We start from the raw sequence: 21,472 nt of genomic DNA on the forward strand, positions 1-21,472 counted from the left end.
CCGCTACGAACGCAAACCCACCCACTACCTCGCCTTCCTTACCCTCGCCGCCGCCATCACCTGCTACAAGAAACTCGCCAAATGAGACAAGCCCTCAGTACCCAGCCTTCCAGCGCTTCCGGCGAGTCGACGCTCGCCAGGGTGATGCCCTGGTCGAGAGGTCCGGCGAGCTTGCTCCACGCGATCGGCGGCTCGGGGTTCCCGCCGAGCCCGAGCAGCCGGGCGACCCAGGTGTCGTACCAGACGGAACCGCCGCACCGCAGCTGGTCGTGCAGCCGGACCACCTCGACTTCGCAGCCGACTGCTTGCGCGGCGGCGGTGATCTCGGTCAGCGAACCCATCTCGCCGGGGCGCACGATCTGGTTCTCGTCGAGCAGGAACACGGGCACGTTCGCCACGTTGATCAGCTCGTCGATCTGCCTGCCCGCTCGCTCCCGCTGCTCCTTCTTGGTGAACCGGTTGATCCCGTTCTCCCGGATGCGGTGCGCCTCGTCGCAGATCACGACGTCCAGCTCTCGCGGATGACTGCCCACATAGGAGTTGAAGTACTTGAACAGCCCCTTGACGCGCGTGTTGCCGCGTCCGGCGTACTTCCGCATGGTCTGGGTGAAGGCCTTCGAACCGGTGGCGTGGTGCACCGCCAGGCCCCGGCGGGCGAGCTCGCCGAGCAGGCTGAGCGCGATGACGCTCTTCCCCGATCCTGGCCCGCCTTCCACCACCACGATCGTCCGGGTGTGCGCCGCGCGCGACCGCTCCACGGCGTTGAGGACCAGCTCGTAGGCGACTTTCTGCTCGTCGAGCAGGACGAACTGCTCGCGGTCCTGGATCTCCCGCGCGGCCAGCGTCAGCAGGGGCTTGGTCGGCCGGTGCTCGAAGTTCAGGAACTCGTCGCCGGCTTCGAGGCCTGCGGGGCGCCCGGCGGCCGGATCGAGTAGCGAGCGCAGGTGGCTGACGAGCTTCGCATTGTCGTCCATCGTGAACAGCCGGCCGAAGTCGTCGACGCGGTGGTCGAGCAACGCGGCGACGTCCGCTCGGCGCGCGTTGTGCAAGTAGGCGATGCCGTGTACGGCACGTGGCCGCTCGACCAGAGCGGGCGTGTGGTCGACGAAGTACTGGCAGTAGCCCCGCACCTGCTCGATGGGGTGCAGGTGTCTGCCGGGCAGGCCCGGTACGTTCAGCACTTCGGTGAGGTGGAGCTCCGCCCTCGACCACTGCTTCAACTCCACGAAGACGAAGCAGTGCTCGCCTGTGCGGGGGTGAATGCCGCACAGGACGACGTCGATGCGCTGCCTGCTGTGCGGCAACTGGTGTTCCAGCAGAACTTCGACCGCCCCGAGGCCGGCTTCGGTGACCTGCTGCAGAAGCAAGGGAAGACTGCGTTGCCACGAGGTGACCTCACCGATTCCCACGCGGGTCCCGGTGACGTACCCCGCCTGTTCCCGGAGCCGGGTGTGGAGGTGACCGGCGCGTGCTTCGACCAGCAGGTCCGCTGCGCTGCCACGGATCAAAGCCAATGGGTCCCCCTGGGCGTGCGTCATCGACGTACGGTTTTGGGGGCAGCAACGGATTCGTCCGGTGCCCGTCGGGCCGTGATCTCCAAGCGTAGTGGACGCCGGGACCGTCGCTGGGGAACCTTGCCATCGATGAAATATGACGGACTGTGACTTCCGTTGGGCCGTTCGGTCTAGCAAGGTAGCTGAATGTCGTAACTCCTACCGATCGTCACTGGTGATCGACCTGTTTCGGTTGCGTGTTGTGGTCCCTTCTCGAATGATCGACCCGATCGAGGGGTATCGACGTTGTCGGGAGGGACAAGGTTGGTGCAGGGTGCCGCACTAAGCCTGCTGCGCGACGCCGCAGAGGGAAGGCTGGTTCGGGCGCTGGCGAAGCACGTCGGCGTTCCGTACCGGCCGGATGAGGACCGCGGCGAGCTGGGAGCTTGGCGCAACAGCGTTCCCGCCTTGCTGGAGCTGCTCTGCGACAGCGGTTTGGGCCGGCTCCAGGTCATCCTCGAATTCCAGCTGCCGTACAGCCCGAAGAGGGTCGACGCGCTCCTCTGCGGCGTAAACCCGGAAACGGGTGCGCCCGCTTATGTCCTGGTCGAGCTGAAGCAGTGGGAAAAGGCCGACGTCGTCGGGCGCGGGCTCGTCCGGTACAACGGGCGCAACGGGCAGCCGGTTCTGCACCCGGCGGAACAGGTGCGCCGGTACTGCAGGCATCTTCTGAGCTTCGTCCCGGCGCTGGCCCGCACCCCTTCGTGCGTGAAGGGTCTCGCATACCTCCACAACGCCCGTCGCGCGGATGACTGGCAGCTGGACGACTTCGACTCGGACGACTACAGCAGGCTCTACACAGCCGACCAGTCGGGGGATCTGGCAACCGATCTGACCGAATCACTGGAGGTTTCCGAAGACGCGGCGGAACGGCTGACCGCAGCCAGGCGGGCGCCTGCTCGTCCGCTGCTGGCCGTGGCCGCGAAATCGGTGTCGGCGCGGACGGACTTCGTTTTGCTGGACGAGCAGCAGGTGGCGTTCGAGGCGGTCCGGAGTGCGGTCGCCGACGCATTCGGGAACGGCGGCGGGCGGAAGAAGGTCGTCCTGGTCCGCGGCGGCCCGGGAACGGGGAAGAGCGCCATCGCGCTGAACCTCTACTCGGCGATGGCGCGCCGCGGTATCAAGGTGGTCCACGCGACCGGTTCGAAGGCGATGACCGAGACCCTCCGCCGAGTCGTCTTCGGCGAGGACGAATCCCCGGCCCGGGACGTCTTCAAGTACTTCAACAACTTCGACCGAGCTCGTGAGAACGAACTGGACGTCGTGATCTGCGACGAAGCTCACCGCCTCCGTGGCCAAGGCCAGAACGTGCCAGAACACTGGCGCGGCCGGGTGCCGGGGCAAATCCAGCGGATCATCACAGCGGCGAAGGTGCCGGTCTTCCTGCTCGACGACCACCAGGTGGTGAGGCCACGCGAGATCGGCTCGCCGGGCGACGTACTGGAAATCGCGAGGGCGATGGACTGCCAGGTCGTCGAGGTGAACCTCGACGGACAGTTCAGGTGTGGCGGCTCGCCGCTTTTCGATCTGTGGGTTCAGCGTCTCCTCGGCCTGGTGGACCGATCGCCGGTCTCGTGGTCGGATCTGGTCTCGGACACCGGCGACGAATACGTGGTGGAGTCGGTGGAAGCTCCTCACGCGCTGGAGGCGTGGCTGCGCGCCCGGAGCAGGGACACCGGCGCCAGCGCCAGGATGGCGGCGGGGTTCTGCTGGGACTGGTCTCCGCCGGTGCGGGAACACGGGAAGCTCAGCTTGGTCGAGGACGTCCGGATCGATGGCTGGCGCCGTCCGTGGAACGTGCTCCACGACGTCGAAGTGCCCGGCGTGCCTTCCGCCTCCTACTGGGCTTCGGATCCTCGGGGTGCCGGTCAGATCGGCTGCATCTACACGGCCCAGGGCTTCGAGTACGACTGGGCCGGCGTGATCATGGGCGAGGACCTGGTGATCCGCGACGGCCACTGGGTTCCCCAGCCGAACCACACCAAGGACACCGCGCTGGTAGGCACCTCCGAGGAAACGTTCGACCGTCTGGTCCGCAACACGTACAAGGTGCTGATGACCCGCGGGATGCAGGGGGTCTGCGTCTATTCGGTCGACCGCGAAACCAACGCCCACCTCCGGAAGTACACGGCCTAGCGCACGGTTCAGGGCGCGACTTTGGTCAGCCGCCGCGACTTCACGAGCTTTCCTGACTTGGTGAGCTTGAGGTCCGAGCCGTCGATTTCGTACCGGTAGTCGGCGTTGGCGCCCGTGCGTTGTGCGCCTGTGTCAAGGCGGTGGGTGCCGATGCGGACGGTGGGTAATCATTGATGCCCGGTCGGCCTCTTGACAAGGGGTTACTTTCAGGTAGTCCGAGGTTTCCCGTTTCCCATCTGCCGGTGGCCGGATTGTGGCCAGTATCTGTCCAGTACTGGCGCGCTCCGGCAGAGGGAGCGTTCGCCGGCGAACGTGTATGCGTTTCCGGAGCACGCCCGGTAGTGGCACGTCGGTGCCCCGGTTTTCATCGAGACAACGTTGACGAACCCTTGCGGGAAACGGGAAATGCCTGGTAGTAGGCCGGATCGGGGTCCATTCTCGACCTGACGGCGAGCGGTTCCGCGAACGGACGTTCCGGAGAAGCCCACGCGGCCCTGGAAGGGTTCCGAGATGAAGCTGATCGTGACTTTCACCGGCATGCTCAAATTCCTAGCCTGCACCGTTGTCCTCGCCTTCGTCGTCGGTCTCTCCGTCGGCCACGCCCCCAGTGGCCGAACGCCGGCGCCCGCGGGAAACAGCGTGGTCGGCACAGCCGGGAAATCCGGTGACCAGGAAGTGCAGGCGGTGGACCAGTCGTGCGGAATCAGTTCTTCCTCGTCCTGATTCCCCTGACGCGGCACGGGTCACGTCAGCGGCCGTGATGGGTGAACGCGGCCCAGAACTGCGGGTGGCACAGTGCCGCGGAGGCTGCGGTGGCGGCGAGCTCGGCGGGCAGGCCTTCCAATGGCGGGCGGTGCGGGTCGATGGCCCAAAGCTGCGTCGCGTGCAGAGCCTCCGAAGGACTTCGGCCGGAGCGCAGTTCTCGGTGGAAGTGGCACATCAGCACCGCCGTCTGATGAGTCGAGACCCGCCACTTGGTGCCGATCACCGACGACGCGCCGGTGGCGAGCAGTGCGGTGGCGATGGAAAGCCCCTCGTCGGACGACCCGCCGAGATCGGTTTCGCAGGCTGCGGCCACCACCAGCCCGCCCGGCGCCCGCTCGGGGTGCCGGGCCGCGGAGTCCAGCAGGTCGAGAACCGACAACGCGGACGTGCCGCTGCCGATGCGCGCGTTGACCGGATCGGGCGCCGCCACGGCGTGGCAGGCGAGGTGGAGCACCGCCGGACGTTGGTCGCCCAGCAGCACGTCCGCGAGCGCCGCACGCGAAACGGGGGTCGTACCCGGCCAGGAGCTGTGACCGAAGACCCGGGCTCGCGGGTGCAGTGCCGCCAAGTAGCTCGCTTCCTGTTCGCCGATACCGGCGTCGACCGCGTCCGCCACGAACGTCGTGCCGGCTTCTCCCGGTAGCGACGGTCTGCGCGCTGCCTCGCCGAGTTGGTAGGCGGATGCCGCGTACGTCACCTGCAACCGCTCCGGGAGGAACCGCCCACTGACGGGATCGCGAGCCGCGTGCCACGGAACGCGGTCGAGGTTCCCGCACGGGACGAGCGCGATCCGGTGTGCGCCGGCGAGGTGCACGCTCAGCCGGCCCATGGCAGTCTGCCAGGCCCACTCGCACGAAGCAGCGACTTCAGCGGGAGCCCCGTCCGCGGGCCCCAGGTCCGGCAGATCAAGGCTGCCCAGCTCGCCCGTGCACGACAGGTGCACTGCGCGCCCGACGATCCCGGCCGCGCCCGGAACGAGGTACACGAGGAAGTCGATCCCGAGCTCCCGCAGGGCGCGGGCGACCTCACCGACGACCGGTTCGGGTGGCCACGAGGCGATCTCATGGGGGGCGCCCGAGTCGAGAGCGCGGCGGCGCATGTCGTCGGGAATGGTGACCCGGCCCCCGGCGATTGCCGACGCCTCGGCGCCGGTGATCGCCTTCGCCCGCGCGCTCTCCGGCGTGGCCACGGGCGTGGCGGGCTCGCGCAGGGCTGCCGGCAGGTTCGTCGCCGCGTGCAGTCGCAGGGTTCGGCCGATCTCGAGCATGGTGAAAGCAGGCTCCAGCCGGTTCCGCTCGACGCAGCGCCGGGCCCAGTCGACCGCGGTCGCGGCCGCCGCGGCGGCGAGGAAGGTGCAATCCGCGAGATCGCGCTGGATCAGGATCTGTCTCGCGTATCGCCGGAGGATCGAGTTCCCGGTCGAGACGGCCGCGTCGATGTCCGCCTCGGTGCCCCGCAGCCACCAGGCTTCGAGCAGGGGATCGATCCGGCCGAGCGCGACCGGGACTTCGAGGAGCCCGTCGGAGAGGCTCTTCTCGAGCAATTCGACCGACTCGTCGAGGGCGGCCGGATCGCCACTCGTCCGGTGCACGGCCAAGGCCGCCATGCTCGCCATCGTCGTTATCACGGCGCCGGTTTGCCATTCGGCCACTTCTTCGCCTGCCGCCGTCTTGAGCTTCTGCACCGCGTCACGGATCGCGGACAGATTCGACGTCCTAAGGTTCTCGATGACTTCCAAGTACGTGCGGAAAGCTTCCGGGTAAGGACCGAAGCCGGTGGTGGCTTCGCGAAGCCGGGCCAGCGCCGCGGATGCCTCGGCCGAAGTGCCTGCTTCGGGCGACAGCAGCTCGCCGAGGCCGAGCACGTCTTCCAGTGCCTGGTCGGTCCCGCCGACAACCCCGATCATGGTCTCGAGCATTTCGAGATCGTGGAACTCGTAGATGGCGTTCTCGGACCGCGGCATACTACGCACGTCTTGGAGGTGTTCGGCGGCCGCGCGAAGGTCCGCCGCGTCCCCCGCTGTCAGGTAGCGGATGAGGAGGCTCCAGGCGAGACCGCAGACCGCGTCGTGACGGCCGGTGTCCCCCAGCGCGAGCCTGTCGAGAATCTCTCGGTGCCTCAGGACGCCCCGGTCGAGCACGTCTTGGTCGCAGGTCTGCGCGCCGAGCAGGACTTCGGTGCGGGCGAGCGTGAAGCGAGCCAGAGCCCAGATCGGCTCGTCCAGCTGATCACCGGGATCGGCCGTCAGCAGCAGCTCCCGGACTGACTGAAGGTCGACAGGCAGCTCGAACTGGTTGTGGCGGTGAAGGAGCGCCGTGCCGAGAAGGACTTTGACGAGCGCCACGAGAGGATGTCCTCGGGGACAGTCGGCCAGTAACTTTTCCAGGCTTCGCAGTACTTTTTCGAGCCCGGGAGGATCGCCGAGCACCGCCGCGCGGTTCACGCGCTGCAGTGCGAGCTGGAGCCGCAGCGCGAGTCGCAGGGGATCGTCCGGTCGCAGGAGGACGGCCACCTTGGAGAGCTCCTCGATGGTCGCCTGTTGTTCGTCCAGTTCTTCGACCGCATCAGGACCGGAAACCCGACCGCACAGGTGTGACCGCAGAATCGCGATCGAAGCCAGCAGCTCGTCACGTTCCGCGATGTCCTCGGGCAACACCTCGGCCCAGCGGCGCATCCTGGCCAGATGGCGGGAGCCGGTCACTGCGTCGAAGTCGGGCATTGCGCCCAAAGGCGACCAATCGCCCGTGTGCAGCCGGTGACGTCGTGCGAGAACGTGGGTACCCGCGACGAGGAAGGTCAACATCGTTTTGTGATCCCCGACGTTCGCCCGTGCGGTTCGCCAGAGCTGGTCGCTCACGTCGGCCGGATCGCCATCGGCGAGGTGCCCGGTGAGCGCCAGCTCCGCCCGGGCGAGCGCCTGCCATGACCGGATGAACGCTTCCTCGTCCGGCAGTGCGTCGAGCAGTTCGAGCAGTCGCTCGACGTCTTTCTGCCGCGCCGAGCGGCGGATGCTGTAGGCCTCCGCCAAGGCCAGCCGCACAAGCTCGCTTTCGTCGGGTCCGCTGTCCTTGAGCGCTTCAAGCTTGCCGATCGCCGTCGCCACGTCGGCCGGCCCACCGTTCCGGCAGTACGTCACATAGAGCTCGCTGAGCTCGTCCGCGCGCAGTCCCGCGCCGAACTCCGACATCGCCTCTGGTGGCAGGCGTTCCAAGAGGACGATCGCTTCGCGGCGATCGGACTCGTCCATGGATATCGAGAAGCGGCGGCTGAGCATCTGCGCCAGGTCGAAGACCTGCTCCGGGTCGTCCGGATCTCCGCTGCGGGCGTGCTGGATCGCGGTGTCCAGTGCCGCGAGCTTGGCCAGGCTGGCTGGGCTGGTGACGTGCTGGTTGAAATGCAGGCGTGCCAGGCGATGTGTGACCAGGTCCAGCAACGGCTCGTCGAGTTCGTCGCTCGCGAGCAGGTCGCGTAGCAGAGGCAACGCTTCCCGATCCCCTTCGTCCCGCAGCTGCAGCGCGATGCCGAGGAACGCCTGCGTCTCGTGGTCGGCCTCGGGCATGGTCTGGGCTGCCCGCAGCCATTTGACGGCCGCTTCGACGTCGTCCTTAGACCGCTGCGCCTCGTTGCGGGCGAGCAACAGCCTCCCGAGCGTGGTGAGCGGCGGCGCCCAGTCGAAGAACGGGGCGAGCTCGCTCAGGTGACCGATCGCGTGACCGAGGTCGGTGACTGAGCCGGTCGACTCCCACTGTCGCTCGTACCGGGACGGCAATTCACAACGGAGGTCGAACCGCAGCGCGAAATCGGTGCCGGCGCGGGCTAGGGCGGCCTCGCCGTGTCCGATGGCCTCGGCGAAATCGCTTTCCGGGAGCAGCCGGGTGAGCAGCAGCCGGATGTGCAGGCCGGTCTCATCGCCGGGATCGAGCGTCGCCAGCAGCCGCCGGAGCTCGGCGGGAGTCGGTTCGTGACCGAGAAAATCCCGGTCGTCGTCATCGGCCACGCCCACCTCCACTCCCCGTTCCAGGGTAGGATTCGATGGACAAACGCGGAGTGGCAACAAGTTGTCACCCCTCGCACCTGGTGGTACCGGAACCGGCGAGGTAATCCTGGATACCGAGGAGGCCGGGAATGGCGTACTACGACGGGATCGTCCAGATCGCGAGGGAGCTCGACCAGGTTCTCGCGCGGTTGGGCACGGCGGACGCGGCGAGACTGCGTTCCCTGCTGGGCGCGTTCGCTGTCAGCGCCGAGGAGGACCGCGAAAACCTGGTGTCCGAAATCGTGAAACTGGTCTTGCCGGCCTATGGGTACGGCGAGCCGATCTACGACGCGCTCAACGAATTGCGGTTCACGCAAGTCCCTCGAACTCCCGTGGCAGCGCTCTTTTCCGTTCGCCTCGCCCTCGGTCTGGTCGCCGCGGACGACGCGCGCGAACGGATCCTCGGCACCCACCCGATGACGACGGCCACCGAGCTTCGCAGCCAGGGAGTCGATCCGGATGTCCGCGACCTGATCCGGCTGCCGCGTCCCGACGGCTCGTGGTCCGTGCCCGCCTTCCAGTTCGACGACGATCTACGGCCTCGTTCCGTCGTACTGGAAGTGAATCGCGTTCTCGGCGCAGACGACGACCCGTGGGCCGTCGCGGACTGGTGGATCAGCGGGAACGTCTGGCTCGACGCGGTGCCCGTCACGTTGGTGTCCGACCAGGTCGCGGAGCGCGGCCTGGTCGCGGCCGCGACCGCCGCAGTGGACGGGTGATCCCGTGCCGCCGCACCCGCCGCCAGGCGGACTCCCCGGTGAGCCCCGCCGCTGGCGTCTCGCCGCCGGGACGGTGCTCTGGCGTGTCCACCCCGGCCACGTCGGAGCCGAGGTGGCCGACCCGCCCACGCGGTCGGTGTTCGGGGGCGGGCGGTTCGACGCCGTGGATCCCGCGGATCGCGGGCACATGTACGTCTCGCCCGCCGACGACACCGCCGTGCTCGAGCGCTTCCTGCCGGGCTTGGTCTTCGGGCCGGACGGCCGCCGGTTCCTCCTGCGTCGGGCTGTCGAAGGCAAGCGGTTGTCGGCTCTGCGGGTCACTCGGGACCTGACACTCCTGCGCCTGGTCTCCGGCGAGGACCTGGCTGCGGTTGGCCAGGACCACTGGCTGCTGACCGAGCCCCAGTGCGGTCCGACCCGGGAATGGGCTCGGTGGCTGCGCGAGCAGGCACCCTGGGCGGACGGCTTCGTCTGGCAGTCCACGGTAGACATGCGAGCGGAGACGATGGTCCTCTTCGAACAGGACGTGGCTCCGGTCGAGGTGGTGGATCAGCTGTCCTGCGAACTCGGTGGGGTGGAGCGGGCGCACTGGCTCGGAGACGTGCTGGGGGCACACGGCGTGCAGACGGATTCCGCGAGACGGCCCCGGGTCAAAGCCTTCATCAACTACCGCAAGGGAGAGTGCAGCGAAGCAGCTTTACTGCTGCACAACGAGCTCGCGCTCCGCTGGGGCGACCAGAAGGTGTTCCGGGACAACCGGTCGATCCCGCCCGGGCAGGTCTTCCCGGGTGAGCTGATCGACAAAGCGCGCACGTGCCGGGTGCTCCTCGTGCTTTTCAGCCTCGGCTGGGAAGAACACCGGGGAACGACCGGACGGGCGCTCGACGATCCCCAGGACTGGGTCCGGCGCGAGATCGAGGAAGCGACGACGGCGGGCGCGGAGATCGTCCCGGTGCTCGTCGGAGCCCGGCGGCGGCTCAGAGAACGAGATCTCCCGCCCGCTCTGGCGCACTTGGCCCAGCGGCAGGCCTTGCAGCTTCCCCACGGCTTCGGCGAAGCCGAGGTGAAGTGCCTCGTCGACCGGTTCCTGGAGCGGATGCCCTGGCTCGATGACGAAGAGGGCGGTGAGGACGAGCAGACTGCCTGACCGAGTTCAGAGCCAGCCGCGCTTGGCGACCGCTACCCCAGCGGCGAACCGGTTGTTCACGCCGAGCAGCGCGTACACCGCCTTGATGCGCCGCCGGACGGTCGTGACGCTGACTCCCAGGCGACGCGCGATGACGTGATCGTCGTAGCGGGCCATGAGGGCCAGCACGCGCCGTTGCTCTTCGTCAGGTAGCTCGTCCGCTGTCGATCCACTCACGGTGCCCACCCCGTCTTCAGGTGGAAGACGTGGGTCAACGCTTTCCGCACTCTGCGCGGGGGCAGCTCGTCCGTGAAGACGGCTCGTTCAAGCCGCTCCAGCGCGGGGTGCACGGGCACGAGCGACGACCCGAGGACGAGCTCGGCGTCGGCGCCAAGTGTGTGCTGCGTGGCATCGGTCCTGCCGAGCTGGTGGGTTGCCGCCCGCACCGAGCGGAGGTCGTCTGTCATGGCGACTCCATCGAATCGGTATTTGCCTTGAAGCAGTCGATACGCTGCTTCGCTGAAGTAAGCCAGTAGTCGTGCGGCTTGAGGTCGCGGTCCTCCAGCTTGGCGAACGACGGGGGTCCTCGGAGGCTGCCTGTGCGGATCATCGGACTTGCTGCCGCGCCGTCCTCGTCCACAGTGGTCGGCAGCGGGAGTCCGGCCATTGCGCTGGTCGTGGCGAGCCTGCCTCCGGTGAGGAGCCTCGTCGCTGTCCCTCCGACGAAGGTACCGCCTGACCCATCGTCTCGGGTCAAACCGGCTGCCGGTCCTCGCCTGCTCCGGATCCACCCGTGCCATCGCCAGCTGTGCGACCCGCTTCCGGGTTGTCACAACCAAAAGCAGGTCGGCGCATGAACCCGCCAGTCGGCTCGGCGCCGCGAGCGCGCCGGGTTCAAGAGGGATTGGCGGCCGTACGGGCGAATACACCCCCAGGGCGCAGGCGGTCGCTTCGCGGCAGAAGGCCGGCAGGAGCGCGGAAGTCCGCGCGCGATCGCGGGAAACCTTCACCTTGCCTCCACCTCGGGGAGCCCGGTGCGGTGCAGCCGGGTTGGCTGTTCGTGTCCACGTTCGATTTCCGGGCGCCGAACGTTACAAGATTCGCGGGTTCGGCTATCGGCTTGTCCTGTCCAGTTTATGTCCAGATTCAGATCGGTTTTGTTCTGACGGATAACCGGTCGGATCGTGGGAGATCATGACAACCGCAACGAGCTGGTAACGCATTGTCTCCGGCGCCCATTGCCGTCGTAACGCGGAAAGCGCGCCGACCGACATCGCTGGCGTCCCGGCCGCGGGAATTCCGAGCTGCCGGTTTCCGTGTCCCCCCGAATGGAGTCCATGTGCCTGTTCTCGATTCGAGGCCGTCGGCCGAGGCCCAGGTGCCGGCGGACTCCAGCTGTCCCGGGTGCGGGGTGCCCGGGTTGTCGAGTGATCGTTTCTGTGCTGTTTGCGGACAGCCTCGGGACCGAGTCGTTCCCGTCTCCACCGCTCAGTCGGCGGAAACCCGGCCGCCGGTGGGCGACCGCGGCGAAATGCTGCTGGAACTACTGGAGCGTCGTGGTGAGCTCCGGTCACAGCGGGTGGCCGCGGCGGTCGGCGGTGAAGCGATGTGCTTGTCGTGCGGGGTCGACGTGGTTCCGGCGCAGCAGGTCTGCACCGGCTGCGGTGTGCCCGTTGTGTTCCAGGCGGCTCCCGCGGGGCGGCCGCCTGCCCTCGGCCGGTTCCACAAGCACGGACGCCGGCTCGTCCGGGCGAAGTTCGCGTTGTGCGTCGGTTTCGAAAGCGGTGGCGCAAAACTGCTCAAGAGCAACGGAGAGTTCGATGTCGCCGCCGTCGGCGAGCTGCCGGAGACGGAGGTCGCGCTCAACAGCGAAATGGACCTCAGTGGACTTCGCGGACCGGCTGCCGCTTTGCTCTGGTGGTCGGCTCGGCCCACCGCCCCGCCCGGGGTGACGTGGTCACCTCCCGACCTGACGGCCCACGTGCGGTCCGCCTATGCCGCAGACCTCGCCGCGACCCGGCTGCACGCACTCGACCTGCTCCGCCTCGACCGTCCGGACCTGCTCGGCGAAATCGGTCTCGGCGAGCCCGAGGCAGTTTGGCTGCGCGTAGTGCACGCCGCCCGTAGGGCCCGGTTCGACGATCTCGTCGAAAACGCCGCGAGGCTGCCTGCCGGGCGCTACCGAAGGGTCGTTGCCATCCTGTCCGCCTGCGCGGACGGGATTTCGGGTGTACCGGATGCGGGCCGGCGGCTTGCTGGGTGCCTGGCGGCGTTCTCCCCGGACGAGCCGCTCGCTGCCGCGCTCGAACGCAGGCTGGGGATCCGGCGGACCGCGCACGGCGAGGTCATGACGGACGAACGGCTTCGTGCACAGAGACACGGGTTACCCGAGTCTGTCTTCGCGATGCTCGATGGCCGGCCTGATGCGGAGACGGCCGGCCTGCTGGGGCCGGCCGGGCGGCTGGCCGCGGCCCTCAACGGCTCGGTCGCGACCATCGGTTCAGCCGAAATCACGTTGGCGCCGTTGACCGTTCTCGACGACATCGTCGAGCGTGGTGCGATCACCGCCGAAGCCGCGCGAACCGCACGGCGGCCGGCCGCCGAGATCACTTACCTCGTCGGACGCGCGCAGCCGGAGCAACTGACGGAGACCGAGCTGATAGCGCTGGGCCACCAGGAGGAATTGGACCGGCGCGCGTTCGCCCGGACCGGCGAGATCCCCGAAGACCGGCGCGAAACCCGGCTGGGCAAGCACTTCGCCGCGGTCGAGGCGTTCGAGCGCAACCGGCCGCAGGACGTCGTGGTCGCTGACGTGATCGAAGAGTACCGCTCGGTGGCCGAGCACCTCGCCGGCTTGCTCGAGGAATCTCCCCAAGCTCCAGGCGACCTGCCGGAACCAGTCGTGGCGGACGTCTCGGTCTGGAACCACCTCGTCCGCACCTACGGTGCCGATAAGCTACGAGCCGTTCCCGGGCTGGCGGACCGCCGGCCGAGATTCTTCGAGTGGGTCTCGCTGTACGCCGCGAGGGAGCATTTGTTCCTGGCCCAATGGGCCGCCGGAGTGGATGCTGCGCGGGAATGCCTCCGCGTCGCCGTCGACGAGTCTGTCCGGGACGAAGCCCAGAACCTGCTTGCCTGCGCCCTGCACTACCTGGGCGATCATGCGGGTGCGGTCCGTGAGCTGGAGAGTGCGCTGGAAGGGGAGCACTCGCCGGCCCTGCTCGCCAACATCGGGGTCGTCGCTCCGCACCTTGACACCGAGCTCGCTGCCCGGCACCTGGCCCGGCTGGTCCGCGAGGCCCCGACCGCGGCGATGCGGACGGCGGCGGCGATGCGGGCCCTGGAGATCTGGCGCGGCGAGGGCGAACGTGTCTGGGAGGGCGAGGAACCCGGCCGGGAACTGCCGACCGTGCTGCGCGAGCCGTTGCGGTCGGTCGTCGCCGAAGACATCCCGTTGTCCGACTTCCGGGAGATCAGCCTGGTCCTGTCGCGGTTCGACAGCGCCTGGATCCGGCAGCCGGGAAGCCTCGCGCGGTCACCCCACGCGGACACGATGGAAGCCGGTTACGCCCGGGCGCGAGCCGAAGACGGGCTGTCTGCGGTCGTCGACTTCTTCGCGTCCGTGCGGGACTGGGAACACGGGCCGGACTGGTTGTGCCCCGCCCGAGACCAGCTGATCAACGATGTGCGTTCCGCGATGGTCGAAGACCTCGACGGAGCGGCCGGCGCTGGGTCTCTCGCGTTCGAACTCGCCACCCGGCTGACCGGGCTGAGTCCGTATGACCTGGTATCGCTGAGCATGCTGTCGACCTGCACGCTGAGCTACGTCCTGCTGGTCGACGACAAGGAGATCGGGGACGCGATCGTCGAGATGCACCGGACTGCCCTTGAGCTGTTCGCGAAGCTGAGTGATGAAGACCGCGGCCGCATCGAACTCTTCGTCGAGCTCGCCACCAGGCGCGCGGCGATCAACATCCAGCAGGCCCGGATCCGCGAGCTCGAGCAGATCGTCGACCCGTACAACAGGGCCCTCGACGTCCTCGAGCTGGTTCAGCGCGGCACACCGGCGTGGTTCGACGCCCGCAGGGTGATCGGCGAAACCGTCGAGTTCTGCCGGGCGAGCCGGACGCAGCTGCTGCCCTGGTCACGAGCCGTCGAGCACGCGGACACGCGAACAGACCTGCTCGACTTCCTCGATCACGTCCGCGATCTCGAATTCAAAGCCCAACGTGCCCTTGGTGGCTGAGGAGAGTCATGCGCAACCCCTACTTGCTGCTCGGGGTGGACTACGGAACCCCGCCCGACCTGGCACGTCGCCATTTCGCGCGTGCCGCGCGGCGCGTGCGCCGGGCCGCCGGCGGCCCGGTCGGCATCGAAGACCTGAATTGGGCGCTGCACGAGGTGCAGAGCCGGGCGAGCACGGCTGACGACGACGTCAGCGTCTACCGGGTGCCCGCCAACCCGGCGGTATTCGCCCCACAGGCTCACGGCCTGTTCGCGCTGCCGCCGATCCAGCTGCCGAGGCGGACGGAAACCACGGACGACGACCGCGCGGTGCTCGCCGACGAACTCGCCAAGGACGTCGGCGAACTGGTCACAGCGGTCATCCGGGCCACGGCCACCTTCGACTACGGCTACCTCACTCCTGAAGGGAACGAGCTATGACCCGACGTACCGACGCGCTGATCGCACGTCTGTCCGAAGTGGAGCGTTCGCTCGACCGGATCAGCCGGTCGATCGAGCGCATCGAAGTGGCGACTATCGTCCGCGAGCCGTCTTCGGCCTTGTCGGTCGACGCCTACGACGGGCTGCGGCGCCAGATCGTCGCGGCTGCCCAAGAGCGGACGGCGCACCTGCGACAGCTGGCGGTCTTCGCCGAAGCCGCGCACGCCCAGGCCCCGCAGCTGCGGCCGGTGGTCGAGGAGTGGCTCGGTCAAGCGGGACTGATCCGCTGGGCGGATCCGGCCGACTCGCGCTACTACGACGAGCTGGGCGGTGAGGGAGACGAACTGCGCATTCTCCGGTACGCCTTCGTCGATGAAGCCACAGGCCGGCCCGTGGTGATGGGACAGACGGAGCGCGTGCCACGTCTTCCCGTCGCGCGTCGCGTAGGAGAGCACGAGGTGCGGTCGTGAACCCGTACGGCATCGACTTCGGCACGACCAACTCGGTCCTGGCCCAGTGGAACGGTCAAGCGGTCGAAGTGCTCTCCATCGACTCGCCGCCGGCGGAATGGGAGCAGCTCGGTTTCGACAAGGTGATGCCTTCGGTGGTCGGCATGGCTCCGGACGGGCGCCGGACGACGTTCGGCTGGGCGGCGAAGCGACAGCAAGAGGGCAAGCTGGAGACCGTCAAGCGGTTGTTCGCCACGGAGGAGTTCGTCGACATCGGCGGCTCGCGGGTGTCGGTCGAGGAAGCCGCGGCCCTGTTGTTCGGTCACCTTCGCAGCGCCTCCGCCGGGGTCGAGGTCGACCGCGCGGTCGTGACCATCCCCGCCAACAGCCGCGGCTTGGCCCGCTACCGCACGAAGCTCTGCGCGGGCCTGGCCGGCATCGACGTCCAGGCGCTCGTCAACGAGCCGACGGCGGCCGCGATGGCTTTCGCCGTCGATGCGCGCCGTGACCAGAACATCCTTGTGTTCGACTGGGGCGGCGGCACTCTCGACGTCACCGTGCTCGAGACGATCGAGGGCGTCTTCATCGAGCGTGCTTCCAAGGGGATTCCCCGATCGGGTGGGATCGACCTGGACGAAGCCTTCGCGCTGGCGATCCGCAACCGGCTGCCGCGCCGGCCGTCGTGGTCACCGGCGCAGGAAGCGCAGTTCCGGCTGGAGGTCGAACGGGCGAAGATCCTGCTGTCTTCCCAAGAACATACCAACGTCCGCCTTCCGGACGGGGATTACGTCCAAGTGGACCGCGTGCTTTTCGAAGGTTCGATCCGCAAGCTCCTCGATGAGGCACGGCAGCCTATCCTGCAGTGCCTGCGCGACCTGCAGATCGGCCCGGACGGGATCGACCAGCTGGTGATGGTGGGCGGCAGCAGCAAGATCCCCGCTGCCCGGAGCCTGGTGTCGGAGACCGTCGGGCGGGAACCGGCCACCGGCTGCGACCCGATGACGGCGGTGGCCCAGGGCGCCGCCATCGCGTCCGCGATCCTGCTCGGCCAGCTGGACAAGGACTTCTTCGTCTCCACAGAACACGCGCTGGGCACGATCGTGCACGACGACAACCAACGGCCGCGCTTCAGCGTGCTGATCCCGCGCAACCGCCAGCTGCCGGCCCGGGAAAGCGACAACTACATCCCGGCCAACCAGGGCCAGAAGTCCGTGCTGGTCCGGGTGATCGAGGGCGACCCCACCAAGGAGGTCTCCGATCCGGACAACGTGGTGCTCAAGGAGTGGAGCATCGACGTCGATCCGGACCTGACCCAGCAGGAGAACGCCTTCGACATCAGCTACGAGTACAACGTCGACGGCATCCTGCACATCACCGTGACCAACACGAGAACCGGCCGCGTGATGCTGCGTGACGACGTCTCGTTCGGGGTGACCAAGGACAAGTCGCAGTTGATCGACCTCGCGAACCGCGTCCGCACGACCATCGAGTCGGGGAGCGGGCCGGCGGTGCAGGCGGCTGTACTGACCGCACCGGCGCTGGACAGCGCGACAGTCCGCCTCCTCGAGCGGGCGCGGAACAAGGTGGTGCCGTTCGTCGGGGAGGACGAGGGCCGTCGTCTCGAAGCGCTGTGCGCGGATCTCGAGCGATCCGTCGGCGCCGCGTCCGACGAGTGCCGTGAAGCGCTCGAACGCAAGCTCCGCCAGTACGCCTACTTGTTCTGACGTTGACGAGAGAAGGAACCATGCCTGAAGAACGTGCCAAGATCCTCCCCTTCTACCTGGTGATCGACGTTTCCTGGTCGATGGACGGCGACCAGCTCGAAAGCGCCAACAAGATCATGCCGGAGCTGTCGGACGCGCTGGCGCGGGATCCGATCCTGACCGACAAGGTCCGGTTCGCGCTCATCGACTTCGCCGGCGACGCGCAGGTTCAGCTGCCGTTGTGTGACCTGCTCGACCCGGACGTGGTCCTGCCGGGCCTCACGTGCCGCGGCGCGACCTCCTACGCCGCCGCGTTCCGGTTGCTTCGCAAGGAGATCGAGGCGAACGTGACCCAGCTGAAGGCAGACGGGTTCGGCGTGCACCGACCGGCGGTGTTCTTCCTGACCGACGGCGTGCCCACCGACACCGAGGACGAGTGGACGAGTGCATTCCGGGAGCTCACCGAGTACGACCGCCAGGCCAAGGTGGGCTTCGCGATGTACCCGAACGTGATCCCGTTCGGGGTGAAGGACGCTGACCCGCAGGTCCTGCGGCGGCTGGTCCACCCCGCCGGCGGTACCAAGCAGAGCCGGATGTACCTCATGGACGAAGGGAACAGCGCCGCACAGGCGATCGCGGGTATGGCCGAGATCATGATCTCGAGTGTGCTCAGCTCCGGGGCGAACCTGGCCGGTGGTGACTCCGGGTTGATCCACCCGGATCCCGCCGACCTGCCCAGCGGGGTCAAGGCGGCGGACGCGGACGGGGACTTCCTGTGACCCACCACCTGGACGAGAGCGCAGGGCGCGCCGCCGCGGGGTTCGACCCGGTCGAGCCGGTCCTGATCGGCGATCCCGGCCGGGCTTTCGCGGCGGTGAAGCCCAAGCACGACCGGCGGTTCCCGCACGTGCCCGCCTATGTCGTCGATGCGGACGAGATGCGGGGGGATCTTGGCGGAGCCGGCCTGGAGTTGCGTGCGGCGAGCATCCGCGGGCTGTCGCACCGCTTCTACGGCACGGTGCGGCAGGATGCCTACGCCCGGGTGCTGAGCGAGGACGGGCGTCACCTCGTTGCATGCGTCGCCGACGGCGTGTCCGCTTCCCCGTATTCGCACGTGGCCGCGGAGATCGTCACGCAGGACGGCTGCCGGTTCCTTTCGGACCAGCTCTCGGAGGCCGTACCCGAGAAGCTCGACTGGCTACAGTTGCTGGAAAAGCTCGTTTCGCGGACAGTCGTGGCCGCGCACGACATCGCCCGGCGCAACGGGGACGACCCGCCGGGTACCGACCTCCGTGAGGCAGGCCGGTACCTGGCTTCGACCGCACTCTTCGCGGTGATCGACCTCGAACCCGGCGAGCACGGTGAGCACACTGCCCACGTCTTGTCCCTCGGCGACACTTCGGCCTGGCTGCTGGCCCCGGGAGCCGCCGTTCCCTGGACACCCCTGCAGCAAGTCAAGAACTCGGACAGTGACGTGGCGACGAGCGTGACCGCGGCCATCCCGGTGGTGCCCGCCGTCGCTCCGGAACCGCTGCTCGTCCGTTTCGGACCCGGCACCGCACTGGTGCTGATGACCGACGGAGTCGGTGACGCGCTCGGAAGCGGCGCCGGCGAGGTGGGCGCCTTCCTCGCGGAGTGCTGGGCCACGCCGCCCGCGCTGCTGAACTTCGCGGCACAGGTCGACTTCGCGCGCCGCTCCTACGACGACGACCGCACCGTGCTGGCGGTCTGGCCCGTCAACGGCTCATGAGCGACGACGAAATCGATCGCGCGAAGCTGGGTGATCTCGGAGAACGGCTGGGTAAGGGCGGGCAGGCGACGGTCCATCTGGTGCCTTCGCTGCGGCTCGCGGATGTCGCCGGCGATCTGGTCTACAAGCACTACCACGTGGGCCACCAACCGCCGCACGGTCTGCGCGCGATCGTCCGCGCCCGGAGAAAGCTGGCGGTGCCGGTCCGGGCCCGGCTGGACGAGATCGCATCGTGGCCGGCTCGCGTCGTCATCGACCAGGGGACGATCTGCGGTGTGGTGATGCCGCTGATCCCGAGCTCGTTCTTCGACCGGCGGCGCCTGCCGAGCGGCAAGGTGAGCACCCTGCCGCGTGAGGTCCAGGGCTTGTTCGTCGGACCGGAGCTCGCGACGCGGGCCGGGCTGGTGTACCCGGACCTGACCGACCGGCTCGCCGTCTGCCGGGATCTGGCCGGCGCACTGGCCCTGCTTCACTCGAACGGGCTGGTCTTCGGTGACATCAATGCGAAGAACGCGTTGTTCCGGACCGGTGCCACGCCCTCGGTGATGCTGGTCGACTGCGACGCGGTTCGCATCCGCGGCTCGGCGCCGGTTGTCCGGCAGCTCAACGCGCCGGACTGGGCGCCGCCGGAGGGAGCGGTGCTCACCCAGGCCACGGATCTCTACAAGCTGGGGCTGTTCGTCCTGCGTGCCCTCTCTCCGGGGCCGCAGGCGAGCACCTCCCGCAACCTTCAGCGGGTGCGGTCCGTGTTGGACGCCGAAGGACGCCGCCTTCTCGGCGCCGCATTGGCCGACCTCGGCAGATTGCGGCCCGAAGCCGCCGAGTGGGAATCCTATTTCGCGACACGAGCCCGCCACAGCTTCGTGCCCGACCAGGTGAGAGCGAACCCCGCGCCGAAGCCGGTGCCGGCCACGACGACGTCCGGTTGGCGACGCGACCCCGCGACCGGACACTGGATCCCGGCTCTGTGACGGACGGGCCGGTGCGCTGCACCGTGTGCGGGGTGGCGGTGAACGGCGCGGCCTTGCTCGCGTTGCGTGGAGATCTGAGCTGCGCCGGACACGACGAGAGCGTCGCGTGTGCCTTCTGCGAACATCGGGCGCGACACCGGCCGGTGACCTGGCGCGACGTCGGAGGCGGCCTGCTGCGCTGCGAGCTGTGCGCGCACGACGCGGTCGAACTCCAGCACCAAGTCGCCCCCGTCCTCGGGCGCGTCCGGGAATCACTCGCGCGCCGTGGCTTGACCTTGCGGGAGCCTGCCAAGGTGCGGTTGGTGCCACCGCACACGCTGCTCAGGCTCGGGCACGGACGAGGTCACGCGCTCGGCGCGACGACCATCGGCTACCAGCGGGACGGACCCGGGAAGGTCACGGATGTCCGTATCGCGGCAGGTCTGCCCTTCGATTTGTTCTACGGCGTTGCGGCCCACGAGTTCGGGCACGCCTGGCTGGCTCAGCGCCGACGCGAACGCCTGCCTGCAGAAATTGCGGAGGGGTTTTCCGAATCCCTGGCTTACGGTGTTCTGCGTGATCTCGGCTCGCCGCTCGCCGATCGCATCCGGGAGCGGATGATGATCAATCCGGATCCCGTTTACGGCGTCGGCTTCCGCATGGTTCGCGACGAAATCCTGCGATTCGACTTGAGTGCGGTTGTCGATTCCCTGGTCCGGGTCGGCGAGCTCCCGGGGCGCTTACTTGCGTAGCAGGGTGTTCCCGGCGTACCCGCCGGTGTGCATCAGCCGTTTCGCGTAACAGTCGTCCTTGTTGATCCCGTACGAATCGCACCACGCGTTGGCCGATGTGCCGTCGCCGAACTGCCGGGGTTCCACGGTGATCCAGAAGTCCGGGTACTTGAAGCTGGCGTAGTCACCCGACCACAGCAGGAGCGCTTCCGGGTGCTGCTGCCGGTTGTTCACGAAGTCGGCCCAGATCGCGTCGTAGTCGTAGGTGATGCCGTTGGCCACCATGCCCGGCTTCTTCGCGGACAGCTGCGGAAGCCACGAGCCGATGAGTTGATCTACCTCGGGCCTGTCCTGGTCGACTTGACGCTGCAGCAGGCTTCGGGAGTCCGCGGGCGTCGCGCTCGTGGTCTCCGTGGTGGGATCCGCGATGGTCTTCGTGACTTGGACCGGTGGCGTTGTTGCGCCGTCGGCGAGGGAGCCACTGCCACCGGAGCTGCCCGGGGTGGCGGGGGAGTTGGTGCCCACGGTCGTCGAAGCCACGATGATGGCGCCGACGACCAGAGCGCAGATTCCCGCTGCCACGGCGGTTTTCGCTCCTTGGGACAGCCCTGGTGAGGTCGTAGCGCGGTACTGCTGCGCTACTGGTGGAAGTGGCGCGGGCGGCACCGGATATCGGGGGTTCGCCGGTTGCGGGGGTGACGGCCGACCGGCCGGCTCCGCCGCCTGGCGCGGGACGGCGGCCCCGCAGCCGACGCAGAACCTGGCGTTGTCTCGCAGGTTTTCGCCGCATTGTTTGATGCGCCCCGGGTTCTGTGCAGGCTCTGATCTCAGGGAGGATGCAGAGCATGCCGGCACCGAAGAAGTACAGCGACGAGCTGCGTGAGCGGGC

Annotated in this window: 17 protein-coding genes; 12 read left to right on the forward strand and 5 right to left on the reverse strand. The window is 68.2% G+C overall.

Annotation, left to right across the window (positions count from 1 at the left end):
* Positions 1-56: 56 nt before the first annotated feature.
* A complete protein-coding gene (locus tag ACZ7OH_RS51445) occupies positions 57-1,538 on the reverse strand; it encodes a DNA/RNA helicase domain-containing protein (RefSeq protein WP_470287657.1) in 1,482 nt (493 codons plus the stop codon).
* Positions 1,539-1,820: 282 nt separating this feature from the next.
* Here ACZ7OH_RS51445 and ACZ7OH_RS51450 point away from each other — a divergent pair, with 282 nt between their 5' ends.
* Together ACZ7OH_RS51450 and ACZ7OH_RS51455 are read left to right on the forward strand one after the other, a co-directional pair.
* Positions 1,821-3,689 carry a DNA/RNA helicase domain-containing protein gene (locus ACZ7OH_RS51450; RefSeq protein WP_470287658.1) on the forward strand — a complete coding sequence of 623 codons (1,869 nt, stop codon included), beginning with the start codon at positions 1,821-1,823 and terminating at the stop codon, positions 3,687-3,689.
* Between the two features lie 510 nt (positions 3,690-4,199).
* The gene (locus ACZ7OH_RS51455) at positions 4,200-4,412 is read left to right on the forward strand and encodes a hypothetical protein (protein ID WP_470287659.1); all 213 of its coding nucleotides are present in this window, start codon (positions 4,200-4,202) and stop codon (positions 4,410-4,412) included.
* Between the two features lie 25 nt (positions 4,413-4,437).
* On the opposite strand, the gene ACZ7OH_RS51460 is transcribed toward ACZ7OH_RS51455, so the two are convergent.
* Positions 4,438-8,451 carry a CHAT domain-containing protein gene (locus ACZ7OH_RS51460; RefSeq protein ID WP_470287660.1) on the reverse strand — a complete coding sequence of 1,338 codons (4,014 nt, stop codon included), beginning with the start codon at positions 8,449-8,451 and terminating at the stop codon, positions 4,438-4,440.
* A gap of 128 nt (positions 8,452-8,579) precedes the next feature.
* Between ACZ7OH_RS51460 and ACZ7OH_RS51465 the strand changes: the two genes are divergently transcribed.
* Both ACZ7OH_RS51465 and ACZ7OH_RS51470 read left to right on the forward strand, forming a co-directional pair.
* Positions 8,580-9,209: a hypothetical protein gene (locus ACZ7OH_RS51465; protein ID WP_470287661.1), complete on the forward strand. Its 630-nt coding sequence runs from the start codon at positions 8,580-8,582 to the stop codon at positions 9,207-9,209.
* 73 nt (positions 9,210-9,282) lie between these two features.
* Positions 9,283-10,356 (forward strand): RES domain-containing protein, encoded by a 1,074-nt coding sequence (locus tag ACZ7OH_RS51470; RefSeq protein ID WP_470287673.1) that lies wholly within the window; start codon positions 9,283-9,285, stop codon positions 10,354-10,356.
* Positions 10,357-10,362: 6 nt separating this feature from the next.
* Here the strand turns inward: ACZ7OH_RS51470 and ACZ7OH_RS51475 are convergent, their stop codons facing one another.
* Together ACZ7OH_RS51475 and ACZ7OH_RS51480 are read right to left on the reverse strand one after the other, a co-directional pair.
* Positions 10,363-10,572 carry a helix-turn-helix domain-containing protein gene (locus ACZ7OH_RS51475; RefSeq protein WP_470287662.1) on the reverse strand — a complete coding sequence of 70 codons (210 nt, stop codon included), beginning with the start codon at positions 10,570-10,572 and terminating at the stop codon, positions 10,363-10,365.
* Positions 10,569-10,802 (reverse strand): hypothetical protein, encoded by a 234-nt coding sequence (locus tag ACZ7OH_RS51480; RefSeq protein WP_470287663.1) that lies wholly within the window; start codon positions 10,800-10,802, stop codon positions 10,569-10,571. Before ACZ7OH_RS51480 ends, ACZ7OH_RS51475 begins: the two co-directional genes overlap by 4 nt.
* 755 nt (positions 10,803-11,557) lie before the next feature.
* On the opposite strand from ACZ7OH_RS51480, the gene ACZ7OH_RS51485 reads away from it, so the two are divergent.
* The 8 genes from ACZ7OH_RS51485 to ACZ7OH_RS51520 are packed head-to-tail and all read left to right on the forward strand — an operon-like array spanning position 11,558 to position 20,604.
* Complete coding sequence (locus ACZ7OH_RS51485) at positions 11,558-14,581, forward strand: hypothetical protein (RefSeq protein WP_470287664.1); 3,024 nt, start codon at positions 11,558-11,560, stop codon at positions 14,579-14,581.
* Positions 14,582-14,589: 8 nt separating this feature from the next.
* On the forward strand, positions 14,590-15,000 hold the full coding sequence (locus tag ACZ7OH_RS51490; protein WP_470287665.1) for a hypothetical protein: 411 nt from the start codon (positions 14,590-14,592) through the stop codon (positions 14,998-15,000).
* Positions 14,997-15,470 (forward strand): hypothetical protein, encoded by a 474-nt coding sequence (locus ACZ7OH_RS51495; protein WP_470287666.1) that lies wholly within the window; start codon positions 14,997-14,999, stop codon positions 15,468-15,470. The genes ACZ7OH_RS51490 and ACZ7OH_RS51495 overlap by 4 nt, the downstream gene beginning before the upstream one ends.
* The gene (locus ACZ7OH_RS51500; RefSeq protein ID WP_470287667.1) at positions 15,467-17,173 is read left to right on the forward strand and encodes an Hsp70 family protein; all 1,707 of its coding nucleotides are present in this window, start codon (positions 15,467-15,469) and stop codon (positions 17,171-17,173) included. The genes ACZ7OH_RS51495 and ACZ7OH_RS51500 overlap by 4 nt, the downstream gene beginning before the upstream one ends.
* Positions 17,174-17,193: 20 nt before the next feature.
* Positions 17,194-17,931, forward strand: a complete 738-nt coding sequence (locus ACZ7OH_RS51505) for a vWA domain-containing protein (protein ID WP_470287668.1) — start codon at positions 17,194-17,196, stop codon at positions 17,929-17,931.
* A complete protein-coding gene (locus tag ACZ7OH_RS51510; RefSeq protein ID WP_470287669.1) occupies positions 17,928-18,902 on the forward strand; it encodes a protein phosphatase 2C domain-containing protein in 975 nt (324 codons plus the stop codon). The genes ACZ7OH_RS51505 and ACZ7OH_RS51510 overlap by 4 nt, the downstream gene beginning before the upstream one ends.
* On the forward strand, positions 18,788-19,873 hold the full coding sequence (locus ACZ7OH_RS51515) for a hypothetical protein (RefSeq protein ID WP_470287670.1): 1,086 nt from the start codon (positions 18,788-18,790) through the stop codon (positions 19,871-19,873). The genes ACZ7OH_RS51510 and ACZ7OH_RS51515 overlap by 115 nt, the downstream gene beginning before the upstream one ends.
* A gap of 32 nt (positions 19,874-19,905) precedes the next feature.
* Entirely contained in the window at positions 19,906-20,604 is a 699-nt protein-coding gene (locus ACZ7OH_RS51520; protein WP_470287671.1) for a protein DA1, read from the forward strand.
* Here ACZ7OH_RS51520 and ACZ7OH_RS51525 read toward each other — a convergent pair.
* Positions 20,593-21,165, reverse strand: coding sequence for a hypothetical protein (locus tag ACZ7OH_RS51525; protein ID WP_470287672.1), 573 nt, complete (start codon positions 21,163-21,165; stop codon positions 20,593-20,595). The genes ACZ7OH_RS51520 and ACZ7OH_RS51525 overlap by 12 nt on opposite strands.
* Positions 21,166-21,472 lie beyond the last annotated feature (307 nt).

This window comes from Amycolatopsis sp. NPDC114478, from assembly GCF_055633805.1.